Raw genomic sequence first — 25,444 nt, 5'->3', positions numbered from 1 at the left:
ACGGGACGACTGGTCTCCCCGGAGAGCACGGCTGACCTCCCCGGACAAGGCGGCCGACCTGCCTGGACAAGGCTGCTGACCGCCCTCCTGAGCGGCAGGCCGGAGCCTGTTGTCAGACCTGCCTGCGACACTCGCCGACATGACCGACCGGTGGGCTCTGGCACCGGCCGAGGACGGCGGCGCCGAGGTCGCCCCCCTCGGCCGGGACGGCCTGCCCGCCGGCCCGGTGCACCGTGCCGCGGACCTCGCGGACGCGGTCCGCGGTAGGCCGGACGTCGCACGATGGGTGTGGCGGTCCACCGCCGAGGTCTATCCCCGCCTGCTCGCCGCGGGCGTGCGGGTGGAGCGGTGCTACGACATCGAGGACGCCGAGACGCTCCTCCTCGGCCACGAGGGGCGCCACGGCGAGCCCCGCTCGGCCGCCGCCGCGCTGGCCCGGCTGCGCGGCGGCCCCGTACCGGCGGACCCGCCGCACCGGTCCGCCGAACCGGGCGCGCAGTCCTCGCTCTTCGAGCCGCAGAGCGTGCGCCTGCCGCTGACGGACCTGATCACGGTCTACGCCGAGCAGCAGCGGCGGCACGAACGAGCCGAACACCCCGACCGCATGCGCCTGCTGACCGCCACCGAGTCGGCGGGCACGCTGGTGGCGGCCGAGATGAACCGCGCGGGCCTGCCCTGGCGCGCGGACGTGCACCGCGAGGTGCTGCACGAACTGCTCGGCGAGCGGTACGCGGGCGGCGGCGAGCCCCGCCGCCTGGCCGAACTCGCGGACGAGGTGTCCACGGCCTTCGGCCACCGGGTGCGGCCGGACCTGCCCGCCGACGTCGTCAAGGCCTTCGCCCGGGCCGGGATCAGGGTGAAGTCCACCCGCCGCTGGGAACTCCGGTCCGTCGACCACCCGGCCGTCGAACCCCTGCTGGAGTACAAGAGGCTGTACCGGATCTGGGTCGCCCACGGCTGGTCCTGGCTGCAGGACTGGGTGCGCGAGGGCAGGTTCAGACCGGAGTTCCTCGCCGGCGGCACGGTCACCGGCCGCTGGGTGACAAACGGCGGGGGCGCGCTCCAGATCCCGAAGGTCATCCGCCGGGCCGTGGTGGCCGACCCCGGCTGGCGGCTGGTCGTGGCCGACGCCGCCCAGATGGAGCCGCGGGTGCTGGCGGCCATCTCCCGCGACCCGGGGCTGATGGAGGTGGCGGGCCGGGACGCCGACCTCTACCAGTCGGTGTCCGACCGGGCCTTCTCCGGCGACCGCGCCCAGGCGAAACTCGCCGTGCTCGGCGCTGTCTACGGGCAGACCTCCGGCGACGGACTGAAGAACCTCGCCGCCCTCAGACGCCGCTTCCCGAAGGCGGTGGCGTACGTCGACGAGGCCGCGCGGGCCGGCGAGGAGGGCCGGCTCGTACGGACCTGGCTGGGCCGCACCTGTCCCCCGGCCGCCGGTACGGGCGAGGACGCCGACGGAGAGGCGGGCCTCCCACAGGACGACCCGGCCGCCGCGCAACCCGCCGACCAGGGCTGGATGCCGGGGTACGCCTCCACCAACTCGCGTGCCCGCGGCCGCTTCGCCCGCAACTTCGTCGTGCAGGGCAGCGCCGCCGAATGGGCCCTGCTGCTGCTCGCCGCACTGCGCCGCACCTGCCGTGACCTGGCGGCCGAGCTGGTCTTCTTCCAGCACGACGAGGTGATCGTGCACTGCCCGGAGGAGGAGACGGACGCGGTCGTCGAGGCGATCCGGCAGGCCGCGGAACTGGCGGGACGGCTGACGTTCGGCGAGACCCCGGTGCGGTTCCCGTTCACCACGGCGGTGGTGGAGTGCTACGCCGACGCGAAGTGAGCGGACCCGGCCCCCGCACCGACCCCGGCGGCCGTGTTCCGGCGGGTCGAACGGGCCGGACAGGGCCGGACAGGGCCGGACAGGGCCGGACAGGGCCGGACAGGGTCAGACGGGGCCGGACGGGGCCGGACGGGGCCGGACAGCGCCGGACGGGGTCAGACGACCGGCGGCCGGCCGAGCCGGGTCAGCCGCCACACCGTCCGCCAGCGCATGGGCCGCCGCTCCCCCGCCGGCTCGCGCAGCCCCTCCACGAACCCGCCGCACCAGGCCCGCAGTCCGGCGAGCGACCGGGTCCGCGCCAGGGTCAGGAGCGTCCACACGCCGAGGTGGACCGGGACCAGCGGAAGCGGCAGCCGCCGCCTGACCAGCCAGACCCGGTTGCGGGCGGTGACCCGGTAGTAGACGGCGTGCCGCGCGGGCGAGGTCTTCGGATGCTGCAGGAGCAGCTCGGGCGCGTAGAGGATCTTCCAGCCGGCGTCGGCGGCGCGCCAGGCCAGGTCGGTCTCCTCGTGCGCGAAGAAGAACTCCGCGGGCCAGTCCCCGGTCTGCTCCAGCATCGCCATCCGCAGGCCGTGCCCGCCGCCGAGGAACCCGGTGACGTACCCGCCCCGCATCGGATCCGACCCGCCGATCCGCGGCACGTGCCGCTGCTGGGTCTCGCCGTTCTCGTCGGCGATGCGGAAGCCGACGATGCCGAGGCGCGGGTCGGCGGCGTACAGGTCCCGTACCCGGCGCAGTACGTCGGCGTCGACCAGGAGCCCGTCGTCGTCCAGCTCCACGACCACGTCGACGTCCCCGAAATCCCGCAGCCGGGCCAGGGCGGCGTTGCGCCCGCCGGGACAGCCGAGGTTCTCGTCGAGGTCGACCGCCGTGACCTCGCCGGGCAGGGACAGCCGGCGGGCGAACTCGGGCAGCCGGCAGCCGTTGCCGACGATCACGATGCGGGCGGGCGCGAGGTCCTGCTTGGCCACGGACTCCAGCAGGGCGTCGACCTCGGCAGGCCGGTTGCCCATGGTCACCACCGCGACAGCGATCCTCGGCTCCACCACGGCCCTCATCCCATCCGACGACGGCGCCCGCGCGGCGCCCCTTGTTCACCAGGATGTCGCCTCGGCGGCGCGGGTTGCCCTGACACCACCTCACTTTGCGCGCTCTTACCCGCGCCTCACCTCAACCCACCCGGAATCGGTACGAAAACCGCACCGCATGACCTGTGTTCATCAGCCGTCCGGGTGTTGCCCGCCGAAATCCGCGCCGTCACTCGGTCGGGTACTGTCCGGCGAAAGATGTCCGGGAGAACCGCTTCAGCCGCGTTTGTTCCCCGATCATGCCCGAGTGAGCATGCAACGCCGAAGTTCCGCACGCCGCCGGGTTGTTCCGGCCGCCGTGGGCTCCCTCCTCGCCCTGTCCCTCCTGTCTGCCGTGTCCGCCGGCGCCCAGCCCGCCGCCGGAGCGCAACAGGCCGCTGAGGCGCAACCCGGCGGCGGGCTCCCGTCGCGTGCCGTGCCGCAGTCCCGGCCGGTGACGGTCGCGGAGGCCCGTACGGACGCCTACCTGAGATCGCTGCGCTCCCGGCCCGCGTCACTGCGCGGCTTCTTCGTGAGCCTGCCCAAGGGCGGGGACCTGCACAACCACCTCTCGGGCGCGGTGTCCACGGAGTATCTGATCGAGCTGGCCGCCGAGGACGGGCTGTGCGTCGAGACCGCGACGCTGACCGCCGTCGCGCCGCCGTGCGGGCCCGGCACCCGCCCCGCGGCGGACGCCCGGAGGGACCACGCCTTCCACGACGCGCTGGTCCGCGCCTGGTCCATGCAGGACTTCCCGCCCGGCGGCAACGGCCACGACCACTTCTTCGACACCTTCGGGAAGTTCGGCGAGGTGACCTGGCGGCACCGGGGCAAGCTGCTCGCCCAGGTCGCCGACCACGTCGCGGGCCAGAACCAGTTCTATCTGGAGACCATGGTCAGCCCGGCCTCCGACGGCGCGAAGCAACTGGCCGCCGAGGTCGGCTGGGACGCCGATCTCGCCGCCCTGCACCGCAAGTTGGTGGCAGGCGGCAAGCTCGACAGGCTGGTCACCGCGGCCCGCAAGGAGGCCGACGACGGCGACGCCGAGTTCCGCGCGACCGAGCATTGCGGCACCGGCCGCGCCCGGCCCGGCTGCCGGCTCACCGTCCGCTGGATCTCCCAGGCCTCCCGGGGCAGCGCCCCGGAGCGCGTCTTCACCCAACTCGCCCTGGGCATGCGGCTGGCCGAGCGCGACCCGCGCTTCGTCGCGGTCAACCTCGTCCAGCCGGAGGACGGGAACGTCGCGCTGCGCGACTACAGCCTCCAGATGCGCATGGTCCGCTATCTGCGCGGCGCGTACCCGAGGGCCCATGTCACGCTGCACGCAGGTGAGTTGTGGACCGGGCTGGTCAAGCCGCAGGACCTGGAGTTCCACATCAAGGAGGCCGTCGACGTCGCCCGCACCCAGCGCGTCGGGCACGGCGTCGACCTCGTCCACGAGGACGGCTGGCAGCGCACGGCCCGCACCATGGCCGCCCGTCAGGTCGCCGTCGAAGTGCCCTTCTCCAGCAACGCCCAGATCCTCGGCGTGAAGGGCGCCGAACACCCCTTCACCACGTACCGCCGCTACGGCGTCCCCATCGTGCTGGCCACCGACGACCCCGGCGTGTCCCGGATCGACATCAGCCACGAGTACCAGTACGCCGCCGCGACCTACGGCCTGTCCTACCCCGAGCTGAAGGACCTCGCGCGCGCCTCGCTCCAGTACGCCTTCCTGCCCGGTGCGAGCCTGTGGCAGGGCAATCCCACCACCGGGGGCTACCGGGTCGTGCCCGCCTGCCGCGGTGAACGCCCCGGCATGCCCGTACGGTCCGCGGCGTGTCAGCGTCTGCTGTACGGCAGCCCCAGGGCGGAACTCGAATGGCGCCAGGAGGCGGCCTTCGCCGCCTTCGAACGCACACACGCCCGCACGACACGCTGAACCCCACCCTCCGCGCACCCTCCCGGGTGCGCGGAGGAACAGATCCTGGGAGGCCGCCACCGTTGTCCGCGCGTGGCGCGCATGCCGCGGCCGGGCGGTGGGACTACGGCCTGCCGATCATGTACGGATCACGGCGCGTACCACCGCTCGCCGCGCTACTGCTCCGAGTCGGGCGGCAGCAGCCCGTCCACGGACAGCCCTTCCAGACCATCCAGCCCGTCCAGCCCCGCCAGTCCTGCAACGGACAGACCCTGCACCGGCGCGCCCTCCACCGGCAGGGCCAGCTCGCACCAGATGGTCTTGCCGTTGCGCGCATGGCGGGTGCCCCAGCGCTGGGTGAGCTGGGCGACCAGCATCAGGCCGCGTCCGCCCTCGTCGAAGATGCGGGCCTGGCGCAGATGCGGGGCGGTACTGCTGGCGTCGGAGACCTCGCAGATGATCGTCCGGTCGTGAATGAGCCGCATCTGTATGGGGGGCTGGCCGTAGCGGATGGCGTTGGTGACCAGCTCGCTCACCACCAGCTCGGTCACGAAGCCGATCTCCTCCAGGCCCCAGGAGGCCAGCAGGCGGGCGGTGCGAGCGCGGATCCGGGCCACTTCGGCCGGTTCCGCGGCGATGTCCCAGGTGGCGACGTGCGTCTCGTCCAGGCTGTGCGGCCGGACCAGCAGCAGTGCCGCGTCGTCGGCCGGGGGCTCGGGCAGCAGCGTCTTGACCACGTGGTCGCACAGGGCTTCCAGCGAGTCGCACGGCTCGGTCAGTGCCTGGCGCAGCTCCTCCAGACCCGCCTCCAGGTCGCGCTGCCGGGACTCGACCAGGCCGTCGGTGTAGAAGGCGAGCAGGCTGCCCTCCGGCACCTGGATCTCCGCCGTCTCGAACGGCACACCGCCGACACCGAGCGGCGGCCCGGAGGGCAGGTCGAGGAAGTCCGCGCTGCCGTCCGGGGCCACGACGATCGGCGCCGGATGGCCGGCACGGGCCAGCGCGCACCGCCCGGTCACCGGGTCGTACACCGCGTACAGGCAGGTGGTCCCGACATCGGCGGCGCCGCCGTGTGCCGGGTCGGCCCCGTCGTCGGCGCCGGATTCCGCGGACTGCCGGTTCACCAGGTCGTCCAGCCGGGTGAGCAGTTCCTCGGGAGTGGGGTCGACATCGGCGAGGGTGCGCACGGCCGTACGCAGCCTGCCCATGGCCGCGGCGGCGTGGATGCCGTGTCCGACCACGTCCCCGACCACCATGGCGACCCGGGCACCGGAGAGCCCGATCACGTCGAACCAGTCCCCGCCCACCCCGGCGCGGGCCGCGGCGGGCAGATAGCGGGAGGCGGCCGACACCGCCGAGTGCTCGGGCAGCTGCTGCGGCAGCAGACTGCTCTGCAGGGTGCGCGCGATCTCGTACTGGTTCTCCAGCGCCGCGGCCTTCTCTATGCTCGCCGAGGCCAGCTGGGCGAGCTGGACGAGGACCGCCTCGTCGTCGGCCGTGAAGTCGCCGCCGTCCGTCTTGTCCGAGAGCTGGATCAGCCCGAGGTTGCGGCCGTCGGTGCCGATCAGCGGGACGGCCAGCCAGCCGCGCATCGGCGGATGGGCCGGGGCGTAGGAGCCGAAGCCCCGCCAGGCGGGGTGCGCCTCCAGCTCGTCCTGGGTCATCCGCATCGGCCGGTTGTCCCTGCACACCAGGACGTAGATCCCCTCTCCGACCGGGGGCGCGTCGAAGAAGCGGTACTCGCCGTACTTGTCCGACAGGGAGACCGCGTTGATCGCCTGGGCCCAGCGGAGGTTCGTGGTCATGCTGGTGACCGACTGGTGCGTACCCACCAGCGCCCTGGCCTCCTCGGTGACCGTCTGGAGGGCGTAGTCCAGTGAGGGCGCGGCATTGATCCGCAGACTGGCCCGGGCCAGGTCCTGCAACTGCTGTGATCGTCTGTGCTCGAGCACGGCGGCGGCCGCGGCCCGCGCGTAGAGCCGGCTGTGCTCGGCCGCGTCCAGCCGCAACCGGATCTCGCTCATCACCGAGGCACCCAGTTGCTCCAGGGCGTGCTGCTGGTCCGGGTCCCACAGCCGGGGCATGGTGTCGATCACGTACAGCACGCCGATCGGCAGTTCCTCGAGGAGCAGCGGTACACCCAGGTAGGCGCGCATGCCCGTGGCGGCGACCGCGCGGTCGGCCCGGTGCGCGGAGTCGCAGCGGATGTCGTCGATGGCCAGCGGCCGGCCCGAGACCACCACCTCGGAACAGAAACACCAGTCGACCCGTTCCTGGTCCCCGTGCCACGGTACGACCCTGCCGTTGTCGCCCCGAAGGTACTGCTGGTCCGCCCCGGCCAGGCTGATCAGGGCCATACGGGTGTCCAGCAGCCGCACGGCCAGGTCCACGGACCGGGCGAAGGTGTCCGCGGTCAGTGCGTCGACCGCGCGGACGGCGTCCACCGCGGCCAGCCGTGCGGGCTCGTGCAGCACCGCGGCAGGGTTCGGCGGGTTGCCCGCCTTACCGAGCTCGGCCATGACCCCTCCGCGCCTGCCGTGTGAGTACGCACCCCGCTTGGATCCGGCGGTCCAGGCCTTGGCCCTGAACCCCTGGGCCGCCCGGAGATGTCGCCCGGACGTTCCAATCAGGGAGTCACCCTTGCCTGATTCCAAAAGTACGCCTGCCGCCCGCGGCGGCGAACTCGACCGGGTCCGCCGACGCGCACTGTCCCCGGCCGGTCGGGCACGCCCCCTCGGACTGGTCCAAGGCCCCCTTCCAAGCCGGCACGCTGGGGCCCACGCGGCTGCGCGGTAGTCCTGGCAGTACTGCCGGTGAACGAAAAAACCCAGCTCAGACACTGTCTGAGCTGGGTTTGGGATGGAGCCGCTTTCGGGATTCGAACCCGAGACCTACGCATTACGAGTTGTCCGATCTTGGTCCGAGGGCGTCCCCGGGAGTCCCTGAAGCAGGCATCGCACCTGCTCAGGGGCAACTTCCGACTCTGGCGGACGACAGCGGACGTGACCGGAATCGATACCGGTTGAGACCACGATTGAGACCACGGAGTCCCCCGGACGAGCTGCCTAATGCTGTGACCGAGAGTGATTCTCAACTGGCTTCGTTGAGGGAGCGCTGTCCTCTCTACTGCGGGTATCCCAGTTCGGTCATGCACTGCTGGAACGTCCTCTCGTGCATGGTGGCGGAGTACGCGTCTGTAAGAGTGTCGGCTGCGTAGTCGCCGGTGGAGGAGTTGCCGGGGTGAGCCTCGGTGGCGACGGTCTCACAGTGGGCGCGGGCTTCGGTCTGGGTGAACTGCACGTGGTCGTTGCTGTCCCGCGTAGGAATGGCTGCGGTGCCGACGGCGTCTTGCCCGTCCTTGCCAGCCGGTCCGGGCAGGCCTATCGGACCGGGGGGACCGGAGGGGCCGGGAGGGCCCGATGCCCCCGCGGGGCCCGGCTTGCTGTGCTGGTTTTGCAGGGCGCTGATCTGCGTCTGCTGGACGATGAGCGCGGTGGACTGCGCGGCAAGCACGGCGATGAGTGCCCCGACGAGCACGAGGTGTCGCCGCGGTCTTCGCGGTGCTTCATTTTCGGTGCTCACGTACCCCCCTAGGTCTGCGATGGCGAAAGCGTAAGGGAGCCCGCACGGCCTCGACCGCCAAGAACACCGCGCCGTGGGGATGCCGGTCGCGGCACCGCTCGTCCGGTCGCCATTTTCAAACAACTACCTGACGAGGCCGACAGTCCCCTACCGGCGCGTGCTTGCGCAGCTCGTACGCTGTGAACTCGGCTGCGCTACTCGTGCTACCCGTCCTGCTTGTTGCGGAGGAAGAGGCGCGGGGCGGGAGCGACCTCGCGCGATCAAGGCCAGCCCAGTACAGACCAGTAGCCGAGGGGTCGTCGTTGGGCCGCCCTTCGACGGCCCACAGACGGCCCCGCAGGGCGAGCCGGCAGATTTACAGTCCGCACAGGTTCGCATCCCTACACCTGCGGTGACCTGCGGAGACGCAACGCCATCCAGAGACACAGCCCCTCACCGTCCGCACCTCGTCCAGAACGGCGACGCTGCGACCGGCAGTGGAGCTCTCGGCGCGGTCAGCAGTCGCCTACGTGGCCTTCCGCGTCTCTGGAGTTGCCGTCGGTCATGGTCAGTCGCGGGGACTGTTGTACAGCACGGCGTGCCCGCGTTGCGCGCTCGCCGCCACCGCCGACCGGTAACGCCACAGGGCCCTCGACGCCTGATGGCGTCCGGGGCCCCTCGTTTCCCCTTCCGTCCGAGACCAGTAGTCCGAGGCGCTTGGCCTCGGCCACCTTCACGCATGGGGTCACTCAGCCATCGAGCTACGCGGGCGAACGACGATTGTGCTTTTTCCATGCCGCCACGCCGATGAGGAGCACGATCAGTGCTATCGACGTCGCGCGAACAGACTCCCAGGCCCATACCGCTGGAGATGAGGCCCTGGACGCTTCGACTTGCAACCGCATCATTGTCTCGGCAAGTGCGATAACTGGGACGAGGAGTTGAAATGGGAGGCGAATCGTGCCTTGGCGTGCCATCCAACCCGCCACGCCGAGAAGCGGTCCCAAGATTAGGCCTACGACGCACCAATACAACGTCATGCTGGCGAATTCGCCCCATGAGAAGAACTCTCTGCCGCTGGTCTCAGAGAGATCGACTGTCCTGAAATCGCCCTGCGCGGCCTTGAGTGAGTAATAGGAGACCACAGCGATGAGCAATGTAGCCGTGCCGACGGTGGCGGCCTTCAACCTGGATGTGCTTGCCATGCCGAGGCAAAAGGAGATAGCTGCGTAACACCAGCCGGCTACCAGGACTGCCCCAAGCGCGCTTGCCGATGGGCTAGCCGATGCGTCGAGGAGGGGGCCGCCGATTCCCACGGCGGCGCCCGTGACGATGGCTAACGACACAAGTGGCAGCGTGCGCATACTGGGACAACCTCGCGAGAGATGGTGGGAACGAGTGGGTGGCTCGACCACTCGAAGATGTGAGATTATAAGGGAATGAAGCACCGGCCGCAGGTCTAGGGCGGCCGGTGCTTCAGCTGGTCAGGCCGTGGTTAGACCGGCGAGATCAGTACGTGTTCCAGTAGGCGTTGCACGTGTGCGCGGCACCCGAAGTCGCGTACGCATTCGCCCAGATGTCGGCGTTCTTAATGACCTTGTCGGTCGCATTCCCTATGGACACCGAGGCCGAGTGCTGCTTGGTGGGGTGGATGTAGTTGGAGTAGCACCCCTTGTAGATGCCGTCGAGGACGGTCCCGTAGTTCCAGGTTCCGCCCCCCTTGCTCTCCTTCGTGGTGATCATGTCGTCGGAGTCGAATTCGACATCCGTCGGGAAGGTGGCCACGCCCCACTCGGTGGGAACCTCGCCGTTCGGTCCGCGCAGAAACTCGGGCGGGGCCTTTTCGGTGGACTTGTAGGTGGCGACGTGCACTTGCGGCTGTGAGGTGGCGGCGGCCGAGCCCGCCGTGGACAGAGCCCCCGTCGCAGCCATGCCGACCACGGCAGCCGATGCGAGAAGTTTTGCTGCTCTACTCATGATCTCCCCTTGTTGTGTTCCTTGCGTGTTGGCTTCAAGGAAGATCATTTGCCATTGCGGGCCGTTTGTAAAGGGTCACCAAAGACGTGCTGCGTTTTGGCGTGAATTGATTGGCTACACCTTTTCTTCCAGTAGATCACCGCTTTACCTTGTTGCTGCATTTAGCCTTTTACTCGGCTTGGTCTTGATCTTGAGGTTTCATTGCGTTCCTCTGCGAGGTCGGCGCGGGCCGTTGGCCTCTGCGTCCGCCCTCTGATGCGGCACTTCGAGGAGCGTTGTCCCATCCCCGTGGCACCCCTCGCGGGGCCCAATAGGCAAGAGGTCATGCGGCAGGGCCACCTCACCGGCCTGGCGTTGAGCGAGCCATCCCGAGCGCCTGTGGGACGGTGCCTCGGTGCGTACGTGTTGGAACCCCAACCGTTCGTAGTAGGCGTGCAGCCCGGTGTTCGTGCGCCACGTGTCGATGCGGACCCAGGTTCGTCCTTCCAGGGGCGGCGAGCCGGGACATCCAGTCGATGACCCGTGTTCCGAGCTGCCGGCCGGACGCTTCTCGGGCAACGATCAGCTTGTAGAGGTACAGCGCTGTTTCGGGACGATCGGCATCGGTCCAGAAGTCCCGGTCGACAGGGCCACGGCTGACGGTGGCGAGTACCTCGTCACCCTTGCCAACGACGACCCATGCCCGCCCCTCGTCTATGCTCGCGCGCCACTTCGAGATAGCGCGCTCGCCGGTCTCTCGGTCGCTCCACTGGTCGGTTCCCTTGGTACGCAGCCACCCTTCGGCCTCTGCACGTAGGGCCAAGAGGGCGGGTACGTCCTGCGCCGCTGCGGGGCGGAGGTACTCAGTCCGTACTGACTTCATAGAGGATCTTGTGCCTGTCTCCGGGAAGGATGGTGACCATGCAGCGGAGGGGGCGGTCGTCCGCGTCATAGCCCGTTCGGGTGTGCTCTGCGACTGGAGTGGCTGCGGGAAGGCCAAGTTGCTCCGCTTCCTGGTGAGTCGGCATACGGACTGAGATTTCGTCCACGAACTTGGCTTGCACGAGTCCCACAGACGCCAGGATGCTGCCAGGCGCTGAGACGTCTCGCGGCTCCATCAAGGGTGTGCCGACCACGAGTTCTTGAGGGAAGTACGAGTCGGCGAGTGCATAGGGCCGGTTGTCTATGAACCGGATGCGCTTGCGCGCCACAGCCAATCCGTCTGCCGGGAGCCCAAGACGCTCCCGGACGTGAGGCGGGGGCACAACGATGGAGACCGAGATCTCTTGGCGGGGAGCGTTTCCGTTCTCCGCGATTGCGCTCGCCCACTGGTCGCCGGCGGTCCGCCCTTCCACGGCATTCGCGTGGCGGCTCCGACTTTCGAGCGTCGTCCAGTTCCAGACGACAGGGGGGTAGTCCTCGCGGACGTACTTCCCTTGCCCCTGGCCGGTGACTACCAAGCCTTCCTCAATCAAGAGGCGGACGCCGGCGCGGACGGTCTCACGGCTGTAGCCGTACTGACTCATCATCCTGGATTCGCTAGGCAGGGCCTCACCCGGTGCCAGCCGGCCGGACTGGATCTGTTCGCGCAGGTCATAGGCGATTTCCTGCGCCTTCGTCATACCGCGTCGCACTGCCAAGGCATCCCCTCTGCTCCGACTCCTCCGTACAAGTTAGACCAGGGGGCTTGACTCTCCAAGCAGGACTCATGCAGTCTCTTGCTGCGACACTCCTCCAGACAAGGTGGATAGGCTGTCACGTACGGTTCAGCTGTACAGGGCGTGCCCGGAGGAAAGCCCCAGCTCAGGCGGGGTGAGTGCGAAGGAAGCACAAGTTCCTTGACAACTGAATGGGGATCACGCCGCCCCTCCTCGGCCAAGTGGGCGGCCACACGGGTTCCCCGTGTGAGGTACAGCGCGACTCAATCTCCGCAGCACCGCTGCGGCCGGTTGCCTCCGCTGCTCGTCTCGTACGAGCAGCGCTGAGGGGAGCCGGATGTTCCGACTTCAACGGCGCGCGGCCCCGGTGCGGGAACACCGGGGCCGCTGTTCGGGCCGTTCCTATGCGAGAGGAACACGACCCGATGAGTCACATCGTCACTGTTCAGGACGCTGTTACCGCGTTCGCCGACTTCATGGAGCCGACGGCCGCGGAGCTGGACGCGATCGAGTTGGAGATGCCCGTGATCCTGGCGGACGTCGACCTGCTGGACGCGCGGATCGTCACGTTGGACCGCACGCCCACCGAGCTGGACGCCCGCCGCATCCGCCGCGCCCGCCGCCGGGCGCTCTCCGCCCGCGTGGCCCTGCTCAACCGCACGGCCGGCTCGATGGTGCCCGGGGGTGCCGCGTGAGCGACACCGGCCGGAACCTGACCGCGGCGCACGCCGAGGTGAAGGCGGAGATCGCGCGGACCGACAGCAAGACCGGGCTGCTTTTGGCGTTCGTCGGCGCGGTGCTGGCCGGCGCCTGGACGGTCGCCCGCGACCTCCCCCTGACCCTGTCGGCCGCCATCGTCGGCGGGGGTGGCCTGGCGGTGCTGGTCGCCGCGGCGGGGATGCTGCTGCGTTCGGTGCGCCCGAACCTGGGCGGCCGGCACGGCTTCCCGCTGTGGGCCACCCTCACCCCCGACGAGATCACCACCACCGTCAACGGCGGGGACCTCGCGGCGGACGTCGCCGGCCTGTCGCGGCTGGCCGTCGCCAAGTTCACCTGCCTGCGCCGCGCGGTCGACCTCACCTACACCGGCGGGGCCCTGCTCATCCTCGCCGCCCTGCTCACGATCGGAGGCAGGGCATGAAGGCCAAGACCGTTCTGCCCGCCGTCGCCATGACGGCGGTGTCCATGGTGCTCACCCTGGCCGTGGTCGTGATGTGGCTGGGCACGGCGGTGCCGTGGCCGGTCGCCCTGGTCGTCGGTCTCGGCATCGACGGCGGATGGCTGGCCACCCTCGCCTATGAGCGTCGTCTGGCCGCGCAGGGCGACCACAACGGCACCGTGACCGGTGTCGGCTGGTCGTTCGGCCTCATCGCGACCGGTGTCCTGGTCGCGCACGCACTGACCGTCGAGCACGGCGCCGCCGCGTGGCTGGCCGTCGCCTGGCTGCCCGTGACTCTGCTGCGTAATTCGACTGAGTGAGCGTCGCGGGTGCGGCATGATCGCTTCTGTGGCCCTGGTCGCGTCGTGGGCCGCAGGGGGTGGAGCAGATGTCGTTGCAGCCGAAGGGGCTGCCAGAGATCCCGGCACAGACCGTGGCTGTCGCTCGGGCGGCGTTCCCTCACGGGACACTGGCGATGCGGGCGCGGGATCGGCTGGGCGAGGTGTTCGCGGACGAGCCGTTCACCGGGGCGTTCGGACGCCGTGGAGCGCCGGGCCTGCCGCCGGCGGTGTTATCGCTGGTCACGGTGCTGCAGTTCGCGGAGAACCTGACCGACCGGCAGGCCGCTGCGATGGCAGTCCGCGCGATCGACTGGAAGTACGCGATCGGCGCGGAACTGACCGATACCGGTTTCGACGCGACCGTGCTGTCCCGCTTCAGGACCCGGCTCGTGGAGCACGGCATGGAGCGGGTGGTGTTCGACCGGCTCGTGGACGTCTGCCGCGAGCAGGGCCTGGTCGGGGCCGGTGGCAAGCAGCGCACCGACTCCACCCATGTGATCAGCGCGGTCCATGACCTGAACCGAACCGAACTCGCGGGTGAGAGCGTACGGGCAGCCTTGGAGGCGCTTGCGGTCGCGGCTCCGGGCTGGCTGGCCGACGCGGTGGACGTTCCCGAGCTCGCGCACCGCTACGAGGAACGCGTCAACGGGTGGACGATGCCGTCGTCGAAGTCGAAGCGGGACCGGCTGGCCGTGGTGTTCGGGCAGGACGCGCTGGCGCTCTGCCGGGCGGTCTGGGCACCCGGGGCGCCGGGATGGCTGCGGGAGATCGAGCCGGTCGCGTTCCTGCGCAGGATGCTCGTGCAGACCTACTACGTATCCACTGACGCGCGGGGACGGGAGGTGATCGTGAAGCGGGAAGCCGACAAGGAGGGCGTCCCGCCAGGCCATCTCCGCCTGGCCTCTCCCTACGACCCTGATGCGCGGTGGGCGGCCAAGGGCGACGATCTGTTCTGGCTCGGCTACAAGGTCCACCTCACCGAAACCTGCGACACTCCCACCGAAGCCGAAGCCAAAGCCGAAGTCCAAGACCCGCAACGACATCGTCCCGGGCGTCGGCAAGCACCGCATCGACAAGCTGCAGCCGGAGCACCTGGAGCGGATGTACCGAGCGTTGCTCGATGCCGGGCACGCCCCCTCCCACGTGGTGAAGGTTCACCGCATCCTGTCGCGCGCGCTGAAGATTGCCCACCGCCGGCGCATCGTCGGCGAGAACATCGCCACGCTCGTGGACCCGCCGAGCATCGACGAGACCGAGGCGAACCCCTTCACCAAGGAAGAGGCGAAGGCGTTCCTCGAAGCGGCGGCGAAACGCCCCACCTTCATGCGGTGGATCGTGGGTGTCGGCATGGGGTTCCGGCAGGGCGAGACGCTCGGTCTGCGGTGGCCGTACGTCGACCTGGAGGCGGAGCTGTTTCGCCCGGAGTGGCAGCTCCAGCGCCTCACGTGGCGCCACGGCTGCGACGCCCCGCGAGCCTGTGGCGCCCGTCTCCACCGCTTCGAGCCGTGCCCGCCCGACTGCACCACGCACCGAAACTACAAGCGGGGTTGTCCGAAGCCCTGCCCCAAGACTTGCGCCAGGCACGCGAGCGCCTGCCCACAGCGCAAGGAGGGGGGACTCACCTTCACCCGGCCCAAGACCAAGAAAAGCCGGAACGCCGTCCCGGTCCCGCCCGTCTTCATCCCGTTCCTGCGCGATCACAAGGCACAGCCAGAGGAGATGCGAGCCGCGGCCGAGGAGCTGTGGGAGGAACACCACGTGGTGTTCTCACGCCCGGACGGGCGCCCTCTCGACCCACGACAGGACTACGAGGAATTCAAGGAGCTGCTCGCTGAGGCAGGCATCGACGACCGCCGCCTCTATGACGGGAGCCGCCACACGGCCGGCACGATCCTGAACGAACTGGGCGTCGACATGCCCACGATCATGGAGATTCTGCGGCACACCCAGATCAGCCAGACCCGCCGCTACGTGAAGGGCAGATCTCACCTGTCGAAGGACGCGATGCGGCGCATGGGCGAGTTCTTCGTACCCGCTCCCCCGGACCCCCATCCGGGCCCCACTGAGACCAGAACTGAGACCGCCGACACCCGCGCGGCCCGCTCGCGGCGGCGCCGTCGTCTCCGCTGAACGAAAAAGCCCAGCTCAGACACTGTCTGAGCTGGGCTTCGAATGGAGCCGCTTTCGGGATTCGAACCCGAGACCTACGCATTACGAGTGCGTTGCTCTGGCCATCTGAGCTAAAGCGGCGTGCTGCCGGCACCATGGTGCGATTGGCAACGTCGGTAAGTCTACACAGTATCCGGGGGTGCTTCGCACACGCCCTCGGGCGCCCCGGGGGCCGGGGCGCCCGGGGCGGGGCCGTGGTTACGAGCAGCGTTTGCCGTTCGCCGGAGGGGTCCCCTGGAGGAGATAGGTGTTGATCGCGGAGTCGATGCAGCCGCTGCCGCGGCGGTAGGCGGTGTGGCCGTCGCCGTCGAAGGTCAGCAGACGGGCCGAGACGAGCTGACGGGACAGGCCCTGGGCCCAGCGGTAGGGGGTCGCCGGGTCGCGGGTGGTGCCGACCACCACGATGGGGGCGGCGCCCCTGGCCTCGATGCGATGGGACTGGCCGGTGGGCTTCACCGGCCAGTACGCGCAGTTCAGCGTGTTCCAGGCGAGGCCGCGGCCGAAGACCGGGGAGGCCTTCTCGAAGGCGGGGAGGGCTTCCTCCACCTGCTCGGGGTCCGCGAAGGGGGCCGGCAGGTCCAGGCAGTTCACGGCGGCGTTGGCGTACATCAGGTTGGTGTAGTGGCCGCTGGAGTCGCGCTCGTAGTAGCTGTCGGCGAGGGCCAGCAGCGCGGCGCCGTCGTTCTGCTTCATCGCCGACGTCAGCGCCGCGCGCAGTTGCGGCCAGGCCGCCTGGTCGTACATCGCCGCGATCACCCCGATGGTGCCGAGGGATTCGCCGAGGCTGCGGCCGCCGGCGTCACCGGCGGGGATCGGGTGGGCGTCGAGTTTGCGGAAGAAGGTGGCGAGCTGGTCGCCGACCTGCTTCGGCGTCGCGCCGGGGCCGCCGAGGTTGCAGTCGCTCTGCCGTACGCAGTCCTTCGCGAACGACTGGAAGGCCCCGTCGAAGCCCGCCGCCTGGTCCAGGTTCATCCGGCGAGCCGACAGCGACGGGTCCATGGCACCGTCCAGGACCAGGCGGCCGACGCGTTGCGGGAACAGGCCGGCGTACGTCGCCCCGAGGAACGTCCCGTACGAGGCACCGACGTAGTTCAGCTTTCCGTCGCCCAGCACCGCGCGCAGGATGTCCATGTCGCGCGCCGCCTCCACGGTGGAGACGTGCCGCAGCAGCCGGGCGGCGTGCGCGCCGCAGCCCTCCGCGAACTTGCGGTACGCGGCGACCAGCGCGTCGGTCTCCTTGCGGTCGTCGGGCGTGAAGTCGGTCTGCGTGTACGTGTCCATGTCCCGGTCGTCGAGACACTGCACGGAGTCGCTGCGGGAGACCCCGCGCGGGTCCATCGCGACCAGGTCGTAGCGGGCGCGGACCTCCTCCGGGTAGCCGATACCCGCGTAGTGCTGGAGATATGCGATGGCCGAGCCGCCCGGCCCGCCCGGGTTCATCAGGAGCGAACCGAGCCGCTTGCCCGGGCCGGACGCCTTCTTGCGGGCCACGGCCAGCCGGACGTCACCGGCGGTGGGCCGCTCGTAGTCGAGCGGCGCCTTGACCGTGGCGCACTCGAAGCCGGCCACCCCGCAGCCGCGCCAGGACGGCTTCTGCCCGTAGTACGACGACAAGGCCGACGGCGTGGCCCGCGGCAGCGCGGCCAGCGCCGCGACCGCCGCGGGTTCGGTCCGGCGCTGCGTGGTGCCTGGGGTGCAGGCCGAGACCAGCAGGGCGGCGGCCGCCAGGAGGGTGCCGCCCGCGCGTACCGCGCGGAGGGAGGTTCGGGGCCGAGGGCCTCTGCTGCTGTTCGGACGGAGGGCGCGCCTGATGTGCATCCAGCGAGCGTAACTCTCCGCGATCGAATGAGTGCGTTACGTGCGGAGCGTTGCCCGTACGAGTGACGCCGATGTCTCGGTGCCCGGGCCTCGTCAGCCCGCTCTGAGGGCCATCGTCATCGCCTCCACCGCCAGCAGCGGGGCCACGTTGCGGTCGAGGGCGTCGCGGCAGGCCGCGATCGCCTCTATGCGGCGCAGGGTGGACTCGGGCGAGCCGTCGCGGGCGAGGCGCTCCAGGGTGTCCTCGACGTCCGCGTTGGCGATGGCGACGCGGGAGCCGAGCTGGAGGGCCAGGACGTCGCGGTAGAGGCCGGTGAGGTCGGTCAGGGCGAGGTCGAGGCTGTCGCGCTGGGTGCGGGTGCGGCGGCGCTTCTGCTTGTCCTCCAGGTCCTTCATCACGCCTGCCGTGCCTCGGGGCAGCCGGCCGCCCTGGGTCGCGCCGAGCGCCGTCTTCAGCTCCTCGGCCTCCTTGGCGTCCATCTCCTCCGCGAGCGCCTTGGCGTCGTCGGCCGCCGCGTCGACGAGTTCCTGGGCGGCTCTGAGGCAGCCGCCAATCTCGTCCACGCGCAGGGGGAGCTTCAGGACGGTGGCCCGGCGTTCGCGTGCGGCGGGGTCGGTGGCCAGGCGGCGGGCCCGCTCGATGTGGCCCTGGGTGGCGCGGGCCGCGGAGGCCGCGACGGCGGGTTCGACGCCCTCCCGGCGTACGAGCATGTCGGCCACGGCGTCCACCGACGGTGTGCGCAGGTTCACGTGCCGGCAGCGGGAGCGGATCGTGGGCAGGACGTCCTCGACCGAGGGGGCGCACAGCAGCCAGACCGTGCGCGGGGCGGGCTCCTCGACGGCCTTCAGCACGGCGTTGGCGGACTTCTCGTTCAGCCGCTCGGCGTCCTCGACGAGGATCACCTGCCAGCGGCCGGTCGCCGGGGCGGTGAACGACTTGCGCACGGTGTCCCGCATGTCGTCGGCGAGGATCTGCGTGCCCACGGCGGCGACCGTGTTGACGTCGGCGTGGGTGCCGATCAGCGCCGTGTGACAGCCGTCGCAGAAGCCGCAGCCCGGGACTCCGCCGACGGCGCGGTCGGGGCTCACGCACTGGAGGGCGGCGGCGAAGGCCCGTGCCGTCTGCGTGGTCCCCGCGCCGGGCGGTCCGGTGAACAGCCACGCGTGCGTCATCTTCGACGCCTCCGGCGGCGGCGCGCCCGTGGTGGCCGCGGTGACCAGGGCGTCGGCGTCCCGGGCAGCGGCGCTCAGCTGGTCACTGACGCGCTCCTGCCCGACGAGGTCGTCCCACACGCTCATGGGTCACGCCGCCCTCTCGTCATGTCGTCATTTTCGTCATGGTTCGTGATGCGAGAACCATTGTGCGGGGCACCACCGACAACGCGGCGGGCGGCTCCGACGAGCCCCCACGCCGACGGCCGCCTCCGAGCCCCACGCGGGCGGCCGCCTCCGGGGCGCGGGCCGGACCTCTTCGGCATGGGGGAAGTCTCGGCCCCCGTGCCGACACGAGGTTCGGCTCAGCGTCGCCGGCCCCTGCCCTCGCCGTCGTCGGGCCCGTCGCCGTCCTCGCGCGGGCCCAGCAGTTCGTCCGCCAGGGTCGGCAGGTCGTCGAGGGGCGTCTCCTCGGCCCAGTCCGGCCGCGGCCGCCGCCGGGCGACCGCCTCGGCGTCGACCTGGGGCAGCTCCCGCGTACGGTCGTCGCCGTCGTCGTGCCGAACGGCCCGCGACCGCTCGCCCCGTCCGTCCCGCTCGTCCCGGAAGAAACCGGGCGGGAACCGGTCCGCGGGGTCCTCCCCGCGCACCGGAGGCAGGACCGCCGTCTCGTCCGCGGCCCCCGGCGTGAAGGCCGGCAGCACGGCGGTCTCGTCCACGGCTCCCGGCGGGACGGGCGGCAGTACGGCCGTCTCGTCTGCGGCGCCCGGCGCCACCACGGGCTTCGGCAGCTTCGCGGTCACCTCGGACTCCGACTCACCAGCCGTCCGCGGCCGCCCCGACTCCGCCGGCCCACGCGACATCCCACGGGAGTCCTCGCCCGAGCCACGGCCCCTGGCCTGGTCCGAGCCCCGGCCCGTGCCCCGCTCCGAGCCCTCGCCCGAAGGCTCACCGGCCGGCCGCTCGTCCCGCACCGGCGGCAGCACCGCGGTCTCGTCCACGGGCCCGCCCGACGCGTTCGTCGGCGTCACCACCGGCGTCGGCACGGTCATCGCCTCCGGCGGCACCGCCGCGGCCGAGGGCTCCGTGGACCGGCGCGGACCCGTCTGCGCGGTGGCCGCTGCCTGCTCCGCCGCCCGCCGGGCCTCCTCGGCCCGGCGCAGGGCCTCCTCCGCCTTGCGCTGCTTCTCCATCCGCCGCGCCTCGGCCTCGGCGCGCAGCCGCTCCTCCTCCTCGGCCTGCAGACGCCGCTGCTCCTCCTCGGCCTTGCGGCGCGCCTCGGCCTCCGCCCGTGCCCGCTCCTCCGCGAGCAGCCGGGCCTGTTCCTCCTCGGCCTTGCGGCGGGCCTCCTCGGCGCGCAGCCGGGCCTCCTCGGCCTGCCGCTCCGCCTCGCGCCGCTGCGCCTCCTCCAGCTCGCGCCGCTTGCGCTCCTCCTCCTCGGCGCGCAGCCGGGCCAGCTGCTCCTGGCGTTCGCGCTCCTGGCGCTCCTCCTCGGCCTTGCGCCGGGCCTCCTCCTCGGCCTTGCGGCGCGCCTCCTCCTCGGCCTTCCTGCGCGCTTCCTTCTGCGCCTTCAGCTCGGCCTCGGACAGCGGCAGCATCTGGTCGAGCCGGTGCCGGACGACCGTGGTCACCGCCTCCGGCTCCTGCCCGGCGTCCACAACGAGGTAGCGGCCGGGGTCGGCGGCGGCCAGCGCCAGGAAACCGGACCGCACGCGCGCGTGGAACTCGGCCGGCTCCGACTCCAGACGGTCGGGCGCCTCCGTGAACCGCTCCCGGGCGGTCTCCGGCGAGACGTCCAGCAGGACCGTCAGATGCGGCACAAGACCGTTCGTCGCCCAGCGGGAGATCCGCGCGATCTCGGTCGGGGACAGGTCGCGGCCCGCGCCCTGGTAGGCGACGGAGGAGTCGATGTACCGGTCGGTGATCACCACGGCGCCCCGCTTCAGCGCGGGCCGTACGACCGTGTCGACGTGCTCCGCGCGGTCGGCGGCGTACAGCAGGGCCTCCGCGCGGTGGGACAGCCCCTGCGAGGACACGTCCAGCAGGATCGAGCGCAGCCGCTTGCCCACAGGAGTGGCACCCGGCTCGCGGGTGAGGACGACCTCGTGGCCCTTGGACCTGATCCAGTCGGCGAGCGCCTCGGCCTGCGTGGACTTGCCGGCGCCGTCACCGCCCTCCAGGGCGATGAAGAACCCGGACTCCGCCGGGGCCGTCACCGGGTCGTCGCCGCCCCGCAGGGCGTCGACGAGGTCCTGCCGCAGCGGTACGCCGGAGCGGTCGTCGACCTTGGCGAGGACCAGCGCGGCCACCGGCAGCAGCAGCGCGCCGACCAGCATCAGCGTGAACGCGGCGCCGCCGTGCGCGAACACGAACCGGCCGTCCTGGAGCCGGTGCGGGCCGATCCCGGCCGCGACCACGGGGGCGAGCACGACACCGAGCGCCACGAAGACGCGCACCACCGCGTGCAGGTGCTCGGTCATGCGCGGCTTGCGGTAGTCCTCGGCCTCCTGGTCGAGCAGCGTGTGCCCGGTGTTGGCGGCGGCGCCCGCGCTCACGCCGGCCAGCGCGAGGATCAGCAGGACCGTGGTGACGTCGGGGACCAGCCCGGCGGCGAGCAGGGCGACGCCGGTGAGGGCGATCGTCAGGGCCAGCAGCCGTCGCCGCGACAGGGAGACCAGCGCCTTCGGCGCCGTACGGATGCCGACCGCGACACCACCGGTCAGGGCGAGCACCGCCAGCCCGTACAGCACCGGACCGCCGTGCAGGTCCGTGGCGTGCAGCACGCAGACGGCGACGGCGGCCGCGATGGCCCCGGCGACGGACGCGCAGGCGAGCACGAGAAGCGGCACGGCACCCGTGCGGCCCTTGTCGACACCTGAACCCGTCTTCGGGCGGCGCAGTCCCTCCAGCGGCGAGCGCGGGCGCGGGGTGCGGGTACCCGGCAGTTCCAGGTAGGTCAGCACGGACAGGGAGGCGGCGAACAGTCCGGCCGCGACGTACGCGCCGAGGGCCGCCTGGTGCTGGTCGAACCAGGCGACTGCGGTGCCCAGGAGGTTGTTGACCAGGGAGGCGGCGATCAGGGCAGCGGCCGCCAGCGGGACCGCCAGGAAGGTGGTCCGCAGCGACAGGCGGCGCAGGGCGTCCATGTGGTCCGGCAGCGGGCGCACCGTGGCGCCCTCCGGGGGCGGGGCGGGCAGCAGCGCGGGGGCCGCGCCGTCCCGACACACGCTCCAGAGGCGCTCGGCGGCCCCGGTCACGAAGGCGGTGACCAGGAGGAGGACCAGGGCGTTGTCCGGCGTCCAGTCGATCCACAGCGGGGCGACGATCAGCAGGGCGGCACGCAGGCCGTCGGCGCCGACCATGGTCCAGCGCCGGTCGAGCGGCCCCTCCTGGGAGGTGAGCGAGGTGAGCGGTCCGAGGAGGACCGCGCCGAAGAACAGCGTCGCCAGGACGCGCACTCCGAAGACCGTCGCCACTGCGAAGGCCACGCCCCGGTAGCCACCGCCGAAAGAGCCGGTGACGGCCGCCGCCTGGAGGGCGAGGACGACCAGGACCAGGAGCGCGAGGGTGTCCCCGACGCCTTCGGCCAGTTGGGCGCTCCACAGCCGCCGCAACTGCGGCCGACGCAGCAGGGCGCGGACGGCACGCTCGCGGGAATCGGTGAGGAGCGCGTCGTCGGGTGTGGAGGTGTGGGCCGTTGGCTGCTCGGCTCGCGTCATGCGTTCAGCCTATCGGGACGCACCGACAGCTCGGAGTGACCGACCGGAGGTGCGCACGCCCCGACACCAAAGTGATGCCGGGGCGTGCCTTTTGCAAAGGAGCCGTGAGGGATCCGTGGTGCGACCGGTCCTCCGGAGAGGAGCCGTGACGGATCCGCCGCGCGATCAGTCCTCCGCCGCCTCGGCGGCCGTCGCCTTCGCGGTGGTCTTCTTCGCGGTGGTCTTCTTCGCGGTGGTCTTCTTCGCCACCGTCTTCTTGGCGGTGGTCGTCTTCTTCGCCGCGGTCTTCTTCGCCGCCGTGGACGCCGTCTTCTTCGCCGTCGTCTTCTTGGCGGCGGCCTTCTTCGCGGTCTTCTTGGCCGGGCTCTTCGCGCGCTTCTCGGCGAGGAGCTCGAAACCGCGCTCCGGGGTGATCGCCTCGACGCTGTCGCCGGAGCGCAGAGTCGCGTTGGTCTCGCCGTCGGTGACGTACGGGCCGAAGCGGCCGTCCTTCACCACGACCGGCTTGCCGCTGACCGGGTCGGCGCCGAGCTCCTTCAGCGGCGGCTTGGCGGCCGCGCGGCCCCGCTGCTTGGGCTGGGCGTAGATCGCCAGCGCCTCTTCCAGCGTGATCGTGAAGAGCTGGTCCTCGGACTGCAGGGAACGCGAGTCCGTTCCCTTCTTCAGGTACGGACCGTAGCGGCCGTTCTGCGCGGTGATCTCCTGGCCCTCCGCGTCGGCGCCGACGACACGCGGCAGCGACATGAGCTTCAGGGCGTCGTCCAGGGTGACCGTGTCCAGGGACATCGACTTGAACAGCGAGGCCGTACGCGCCTTGACCGCGTTCTTGCCGGTCTTCCGGGTGCCCTCGGGGAGCACCTCGGTGACGTACGGGCCGTAGCGGCCGTCCTTGGCGACGATCGTGTGGCCGGTGGCCGGGTCGGCGCCCAGTTCGAAGTCGCCGCTCGGCCTGGCGAGCAGTTCCTCGGCGAACTCGACGGACAGCTCGTCGGGGGCCAGGTCGTCCGGGATGTCGGCGCGCTGGTGGGTGTCGGTCTCCTTCTCACCGCGCTCGATGTACGGGCCGTATCGGCCGACCCGCAGCACGATGTCGTTGCCGACCGGGAACGACGACACCTCGCGCGCGTCGATGGCGCCCAGGTCCGTCACCAGCTCCTTGAGGCCGCCGAGGTGGTCCCCGTCGCCGTTGCCGGCCTCGGCGGCGCCGCCGGGGCCGCTGCCGGACGCCGTCTCGCCGAAGTAGAAGCGCTTCAGCCACGGCACGGCCTTCGCCTCACCGCGCGCGATGCGGTCGAGGTCGTCCTCCATCCTGGCGGTGAAGTCGTAGTCGACGAGCCGCCCGAAGTGCTTCTCCAGGAGGTTGACCACGGCGAAGGACAGGAAGGACGGCACGAGAGCCGTGCCCTTCTTGAAGACGTAGCCGCGGTCGAGGATCGTGCCGATGATCGACGCGTACGTCGACGGGCGGCCGATCTCGCGCTCCTCCAGCTCCTTGACCAGGCTGGCCTCGGTGTAACGGGCCGGGGGCTTGGTGGCGTGGCCGTCGACCGTGATCTCCTCGGCCGTGAGCGCGTCGCCCTCGCCGACCTGGGGCAGCCGGCGCTCGCGGTCGTCGAGCTCGGCGTTGGGGTCGTCGGCGCCCTCGACGTACGCCTTGAGGAAGCCGTGGAAGGTGATCGTCTTGCCGGAGGCGCTGAACTCCACGTCCCGGCCGTCGGCCGCGGTGCCGCCGATCCGCACGGTCACGCTGTTGCCGGTCGCGTCCTTCATCTGGGAGGCGACCGTCCGCTTCCAGATCAGCTCGTAGAGCTTGAACTGGTCGCCGGTCAGGGACGTCTCGGCGGGCGTGCGGAAACGATCACCCGAAGGACGGATCGCCTCGTGCGCCTCCTGCGCGTTCTTGACCTTGCCGGCGTACGTACGGGGCTGCGGCGGCAGGTAGTCGGCGCCGTAGAGGTGGGTGACCTGGGCGCGCGCGGCGGCGATCGCCGTGTCGCTCAGGGTCGTGGAGTCCGTACGCATGTACGTGATGAAGCCGTTCTCGTACAGCTTCTGCGCGATCTGCATGGTCGCCTTCGCCCCGAAGCCGAGCTTGCGGCTGGCCTCCTGCTGGAGCGTCGTCGTACGGAACGGGGCGTACGGCGAGCGGCGGTACGGCTTGGACTCGACCGAGCGGACGGAGAAGCGGGTGTCCTCCAGGGCGGCGGCTAGCGCACGGGCGTTCGCCTCGTCGAGGTGGAGGATGCTCTCGTTCTTGAGCCGGCCCAGGGAGTCGAAGTCGCGGCCCTGCGCGACGCGCCTGCCGTCGACGGTCTGCAGGCGTGCGACCAGCGACGACGGGTCGCTCGGGTCGCCCGCGCGGCCGGTCGCGAAGGTGCCGGTCAGGTCCCAGTACGCGGCGGAGCGGAACGCCATGCGCTCGCGCTCCCGCTCGACCACGAGCCGTGTCGCGACGGACTGGACCCGGCCCGCCGACAGCCGCGGCATGACCTTCTTCCACAGCACGGGCGAGACCTCGTAGCCGTAGAGGCGGTCGAGGATGCGCCGGGTCTCCTGGGCGTCGACCAGCCGCTGGTTGAGCTGGCGCGGGTTGGCGACCGCCTCCCGGATGGCGTCCTTGGTGATCTCGTGGAAGACCATCCGCTTGACCGGGATCTTCGGCTTGAGCACCTCCTGAAGGTGCCAGGCGATGGCCTCGCCCTCGCGGTCCTCATCGGTGGCGAGGAACAGCTCGTCGGACTCCTTCAGCAGATCCTTGAGCTTCTTGACCTGGGCCTTCTTGTCCGCGTTGACGACATAGATCGGCTGGAAGTCGTGTTCCACGTCCACACCGAGGCGGCGGACCTCGCCGGTGTACTTCTCGGGCACCTCCGCGGCGCCGCTGGGAAGGTCGCGGATGTGCCCGACGCTCGCCTCGACGATGTAGCCGGGGCCGAGGTAGCCCTTGATCGTCTTCGCCTTGGCAGGCGACTCGACGATGACGAGTCGGCGGCCGCCCTGTGCGGTCTCGCTGGTCGGGGACAACTTCGCTCTTCTCTCCGGTCGACGCTGGGGCCTCCCCAGGCCTTGATTTCCCGGGGGTCGGGTCGTGGTGACGCTGCGGAGTGTGA

Annotated in this window: 15 protein-coding genes, 1 tRNA gene and 2 pseudogenes; 7 read left to right on the top strand and 11 right to left on the bottom strand. The window is 71.0% G+C overall.

Going from position 1 to position 25,444, the window contains the following annotated elements:
• Positions 1 to 139: 139 nt before the first annotated feature.
• Positions 140 to 1,834, top strand: coding sequence for a bifunctional 3'-5' exonuclease/DNA polymerase (locus OIE49_RS19755; protein ID WP_326803465.1), 1,695 nt, complete (start codon positions 140 to 142; stop codon positions 1,832 to 1,834).
• 155 nt (positions 1,835 to 1,989) lie between these two features.
• On the opposite strand, the gene OIE49_RS19750 is transcribed toward OIE49_RS19755, so the two are convergent.
• Positions 1,990 to 2,883: a glycosyltransferase family 2 protein gene (locus tag OIE49_RS19750; protein WP_326803464.1), complete on the bottom strand. Its 894-nt coding sequence runs from the start codon at positions 2,881 to 2,883 to the stop codon at positions 1,990 to 1,992.
• Between the two features lie 292 nt (positions 2,884 to 3,175).
• Between OIE49_RS19750 and OIE49_RS19745 the strand changes: the two genes are divergently transcribed.
• Positions 3,176 to 4,822: an adenosine deaminase family protein gene (locus tag OIE49_RS19745; protein ID WP_326806278.1), complete on the top strand. Its 1,647-nt coding sequence runs from the start codon at positions 3,176 to 3,178 to the stop codon at positions 4,820 to 4,822.
• Between the two features lie 155 nt (positions 4,823 to 4,977).
• Here the strand turns inward: OIE49_RS19745 and OIE49_RS19740 are convergent, their stop codons facing one another.
• From OIE49_RS19740 to OIE49_RS19720, 5 genes are all read right to left on the bottom strand, one after another.
• Entirely contained in the window at positions 4,978 to 7,320 is a 2,343-nt protein-coding gene (locus OIE49_RS19740; protein ID WP_326803463.1) for a SpoIIE family protein phosphatase, read from the bottom strand.
• Positions 7,321 to 7,924: 604 nt separating this feature from the next.
• Positions 7,925 to 8,338 (bottom strand): hypothetical protein, encoded by a 414-nt coding sequence (locus OIE49_RS19735; protein ID WP_326803462.1) that lies wholly within the window; start codon positions 8,336 to 8,338, stop codon positions 7,925 to 7,927.
• A 785-nt stretch (positions 8,339 to 9,123) separates the two neighbouring features.
• A complete protein-coding gene (locus OIE49_RS19730) occupies positions 9,124 to 9,726 on the bottom strand; it encodes a DUF6518 family protein (protein ID WP_326803461.1) in 603 nt (200 codons plus the stop codon).
• Between the two features lie 145 nt (positions 9,727 to 9,871).
• Complete coding sequence (locus OIE49_RS19725) at positions 9,872 to 10,294, bottom strand: lactococcin 972 family bacteriocin (RefSeq protein WP_326803460.1); 423 nt, start codon at positions 10,292 to 10,294, stop codon at positions 9,872 to 9,874.
• Between the two features lie 887 nt (positions 10,295 to 11,181).
• On the bottom strand, positions 11,182 to 11,940 hold the full coding sequence (locus OIE49_RS19720; protein ID WP_326803459.1) for a GntR family transcriptional regulator: 759 nt from the start codon (positions 11,938 to 11,940) through the stop codon (positions 11,182 to 11,184).
• Between the two features lie 461 nt (positions 11,941 to 12,401).
• On the opposite strand from OIE49_RS19720, the gene OIE49_RS19715 reads away from it, so the two are divergent.
• The 5 genes and pseudogenes from OIE49_RS19715 to OIE49_RS19695 all read left to right on the top strand — a co-directional run bounded on the left by OIE49_RS19715 (position 12,402) and on the right by OIE49_RS19695 (position 15,606).
• Positions 12,402 to 12,671 carry a DUF6284 family protein gene (locus OIE49_RS19715; protein WP_326803458.1) on the top strand — a complete coding sequence of 90 codons (270 nt, stop codon included), beginning with the start codon at positions 12,402 to 12,404 and terminating at the stop codon, positions 12,669 to 12,671.
• Positions 12,668 to 13,117: a Pycsar system effector family protein gene (locus OIE49_RS19710; protein ID WP_326803457.1), complete on the top strand. Its 450-nt coding sequence runs from the start codon at positions 12,668 to 12,670 to the stop codon at positions 13,115 to 13,117. Before OIE49_RS19715 ends, OIE49_RS19710 begins: the two co-directional genes overlap by 4 nt.
• A pseudogene (locus OIE49_RS19705) lies at positions 13,114 to 13,428 on the top strand (protein spdB); the annotation flags it as partial. The gene OIE49_RS19710 and the pseudogene OIE49_RS19705, both read left to right, overlap by 4 nt.
• 95 nt (positions 13,429 to 13,523) lie before the next feature.
• Positions 13,524 to 13,838, top strand: a pseudogene (locus OIE49_RS37145) (transposase); the annotation flags it as partial.
• A gap of 583 nt (positions 13,839 to 14,421) precedes the next feature.
• Positions 14,422 to 15,606 carry a tyrosine-type recombinase/integrase gene (locus OIE49_RS19695; RefSeq protein ID WP_442812350.1) on the top strand — a complete coding sequence of 395 codons (1,185 nt, stop codon included), beginning with the start codon at positions 14,422 to 14,424 and terminating at the stop codon, positions 15,604 to 15,606.
• Between the two features lie 43 nt (positions 15,607 to 15,649).
• Here OIE49_RS19695 and OIE49_RS19690 read toward each other — a convergent pair.
• The 5 genes from OIE49_RS19690 to topA form a co-directional block, all read right to left on the bottom strand.
• Positions 15,650 to 15,726, bottom strand: a tRNA-Thr gene (locus tag OIE49_RS19690).
• 117 nt (positions 15,727 to 15,843) lie between these two features.
• Entirely contained in the window at positions 15,844 to 17,463 is a 1,620-nt protein-coding gene (locus OIE49_RS19685) for an alpha/beta hydrolase (protein WP_326803454.1), read from the bottom strand.
• Positions 17,464 to 17,556: 93 nt separating this feature from the next.
• Positions 17,557 to 18,762, bottom strand: a complete 1,206-nt coding sequence (locus tag OIE49_RS19680; protein ID WP_326803453.1) for a DNA polymerase III subunit delta' — start codon at positions 18,760 to 18,762, stop codon at positions 17,557 to 17,559.
• A 218-nt stretch (positions 18,763 to 18,980) separates the two neighbouring features.
• Positions 18,981 to 22,334, bottom strand: a complete 3,354-nt coding sequence (tmk, locus tag OIE49_RS19675; protein ID WP_326803452.1) for a dTMP kinase — start codon at positions 22,332 to 22,334, stop codon at positions 18,981 to 18,983.
• Positions 22,335 to 22,499: 165 nt separating this feature from the next.
• Entirely contained in the window at positions 22,500 to 25,358 is a 2,859-nt protein-coding gene (gene topA, locus OIE49_RS19670) for a type I DNA topoisomerase (protein WP_326803451.1), read from the bottom strand.
• Positions 25,359 to 25,444 lie beyond the last annotated feature (86 nt).

Origin of the sequence: Streptomyces sp. NBC_01788 (genome assembly GCF_035917575.1) — a bacterium.
Taxonomy (GTDB): domain Bacteria; phylum Actinomycetota; class Actinomycetes; order Streptomycetales; family Streptomycetaceae; genus Streptomyces.
The sequence above is the reverse complement of the archived record's forward strand: the minus strand, read 5'-3'. Positions and strand labels throughout refer to the sequence as shown.

What these genes read in the sequence shown, in the direction of transcription:
- OIE49_RS19755 (WP_326803465.1), top strand. Translation starts at nt 140, where the DNA reads ATGACCGACCGGTGGGCTCTGGCACCGGCCGAGGACGGCGGCGCCGAG.
- OIE49_RS19745 (WP_326806278.1), top strand. Translation starts at nt 3,176, where the DNA reads ATGCAACGCCGAAGTTCCGCACGCCGCCGGGTTGTTCCGGCCGCCGTG.
- OIE49_RS19740 (WP_326803463.1), bottom strand. Translation starts at nt 7,320, where the DNA reads ATGGCCGAGCTCGGTAAGGCGGGCAACCCGCCGAACCCTGCCGCGGTG.
- OIE49_RS19730 (WP_326803461.1), bottom strand. Translation starts at nt 9,726, where the DNA reads ATGCGCACGCTGCCACTTGTGTCGTTAGCCATCGTCACGGGCGCCGCC.
- OIE49_RS19725 (WP_326803460.1), bottom strand. Translation starts at nt 10,294, where the DNA reads ATGGCTGCGACGGGGGCTCTGTCCACGGCGGGCTCGGCCGCCGCCACC.
- OIE49_RS19720 (WP_326803459.1), bottom strand. Translation starts at nt 11,940, where the DNA reads ATGACGAAGGCGCAGGAAATCGCCTATGACCTGCGCGAACAGATCCAG.
- OIE49_RS19715 (WP_326803458.1), top strand. Translation starts at nt 12,402, where the DNA reads ATGAGTCACATCGTCACTGTTCAGGACGCTGTTACCGCGTTCGCCGAC.
- OIE49_RS19685 (WP_326803454.1), bottom strand. Translation starts at nt 17,463, where the DNA reads ATGCACATCAGGCGCGCCCTCCGTCCGAACAGCAGCAGAGGCCCTCGG.
- OIE49_RS19680 (WP_326803453.1), bottom strand. Translation starts at nt 18,762, where the DNA reads ATGAGCGTGTGGGACGACCTCGTCGGGCAGGAGCGCGTCAGTGACCAG.
- tmk (WP_326803452.1), bottom strand. Translation starts at nt 22,334, where the DNA reads ATGACGCGAGCCGAGCAGCCAACGGCCCACACCTCCACACCCGACGAC.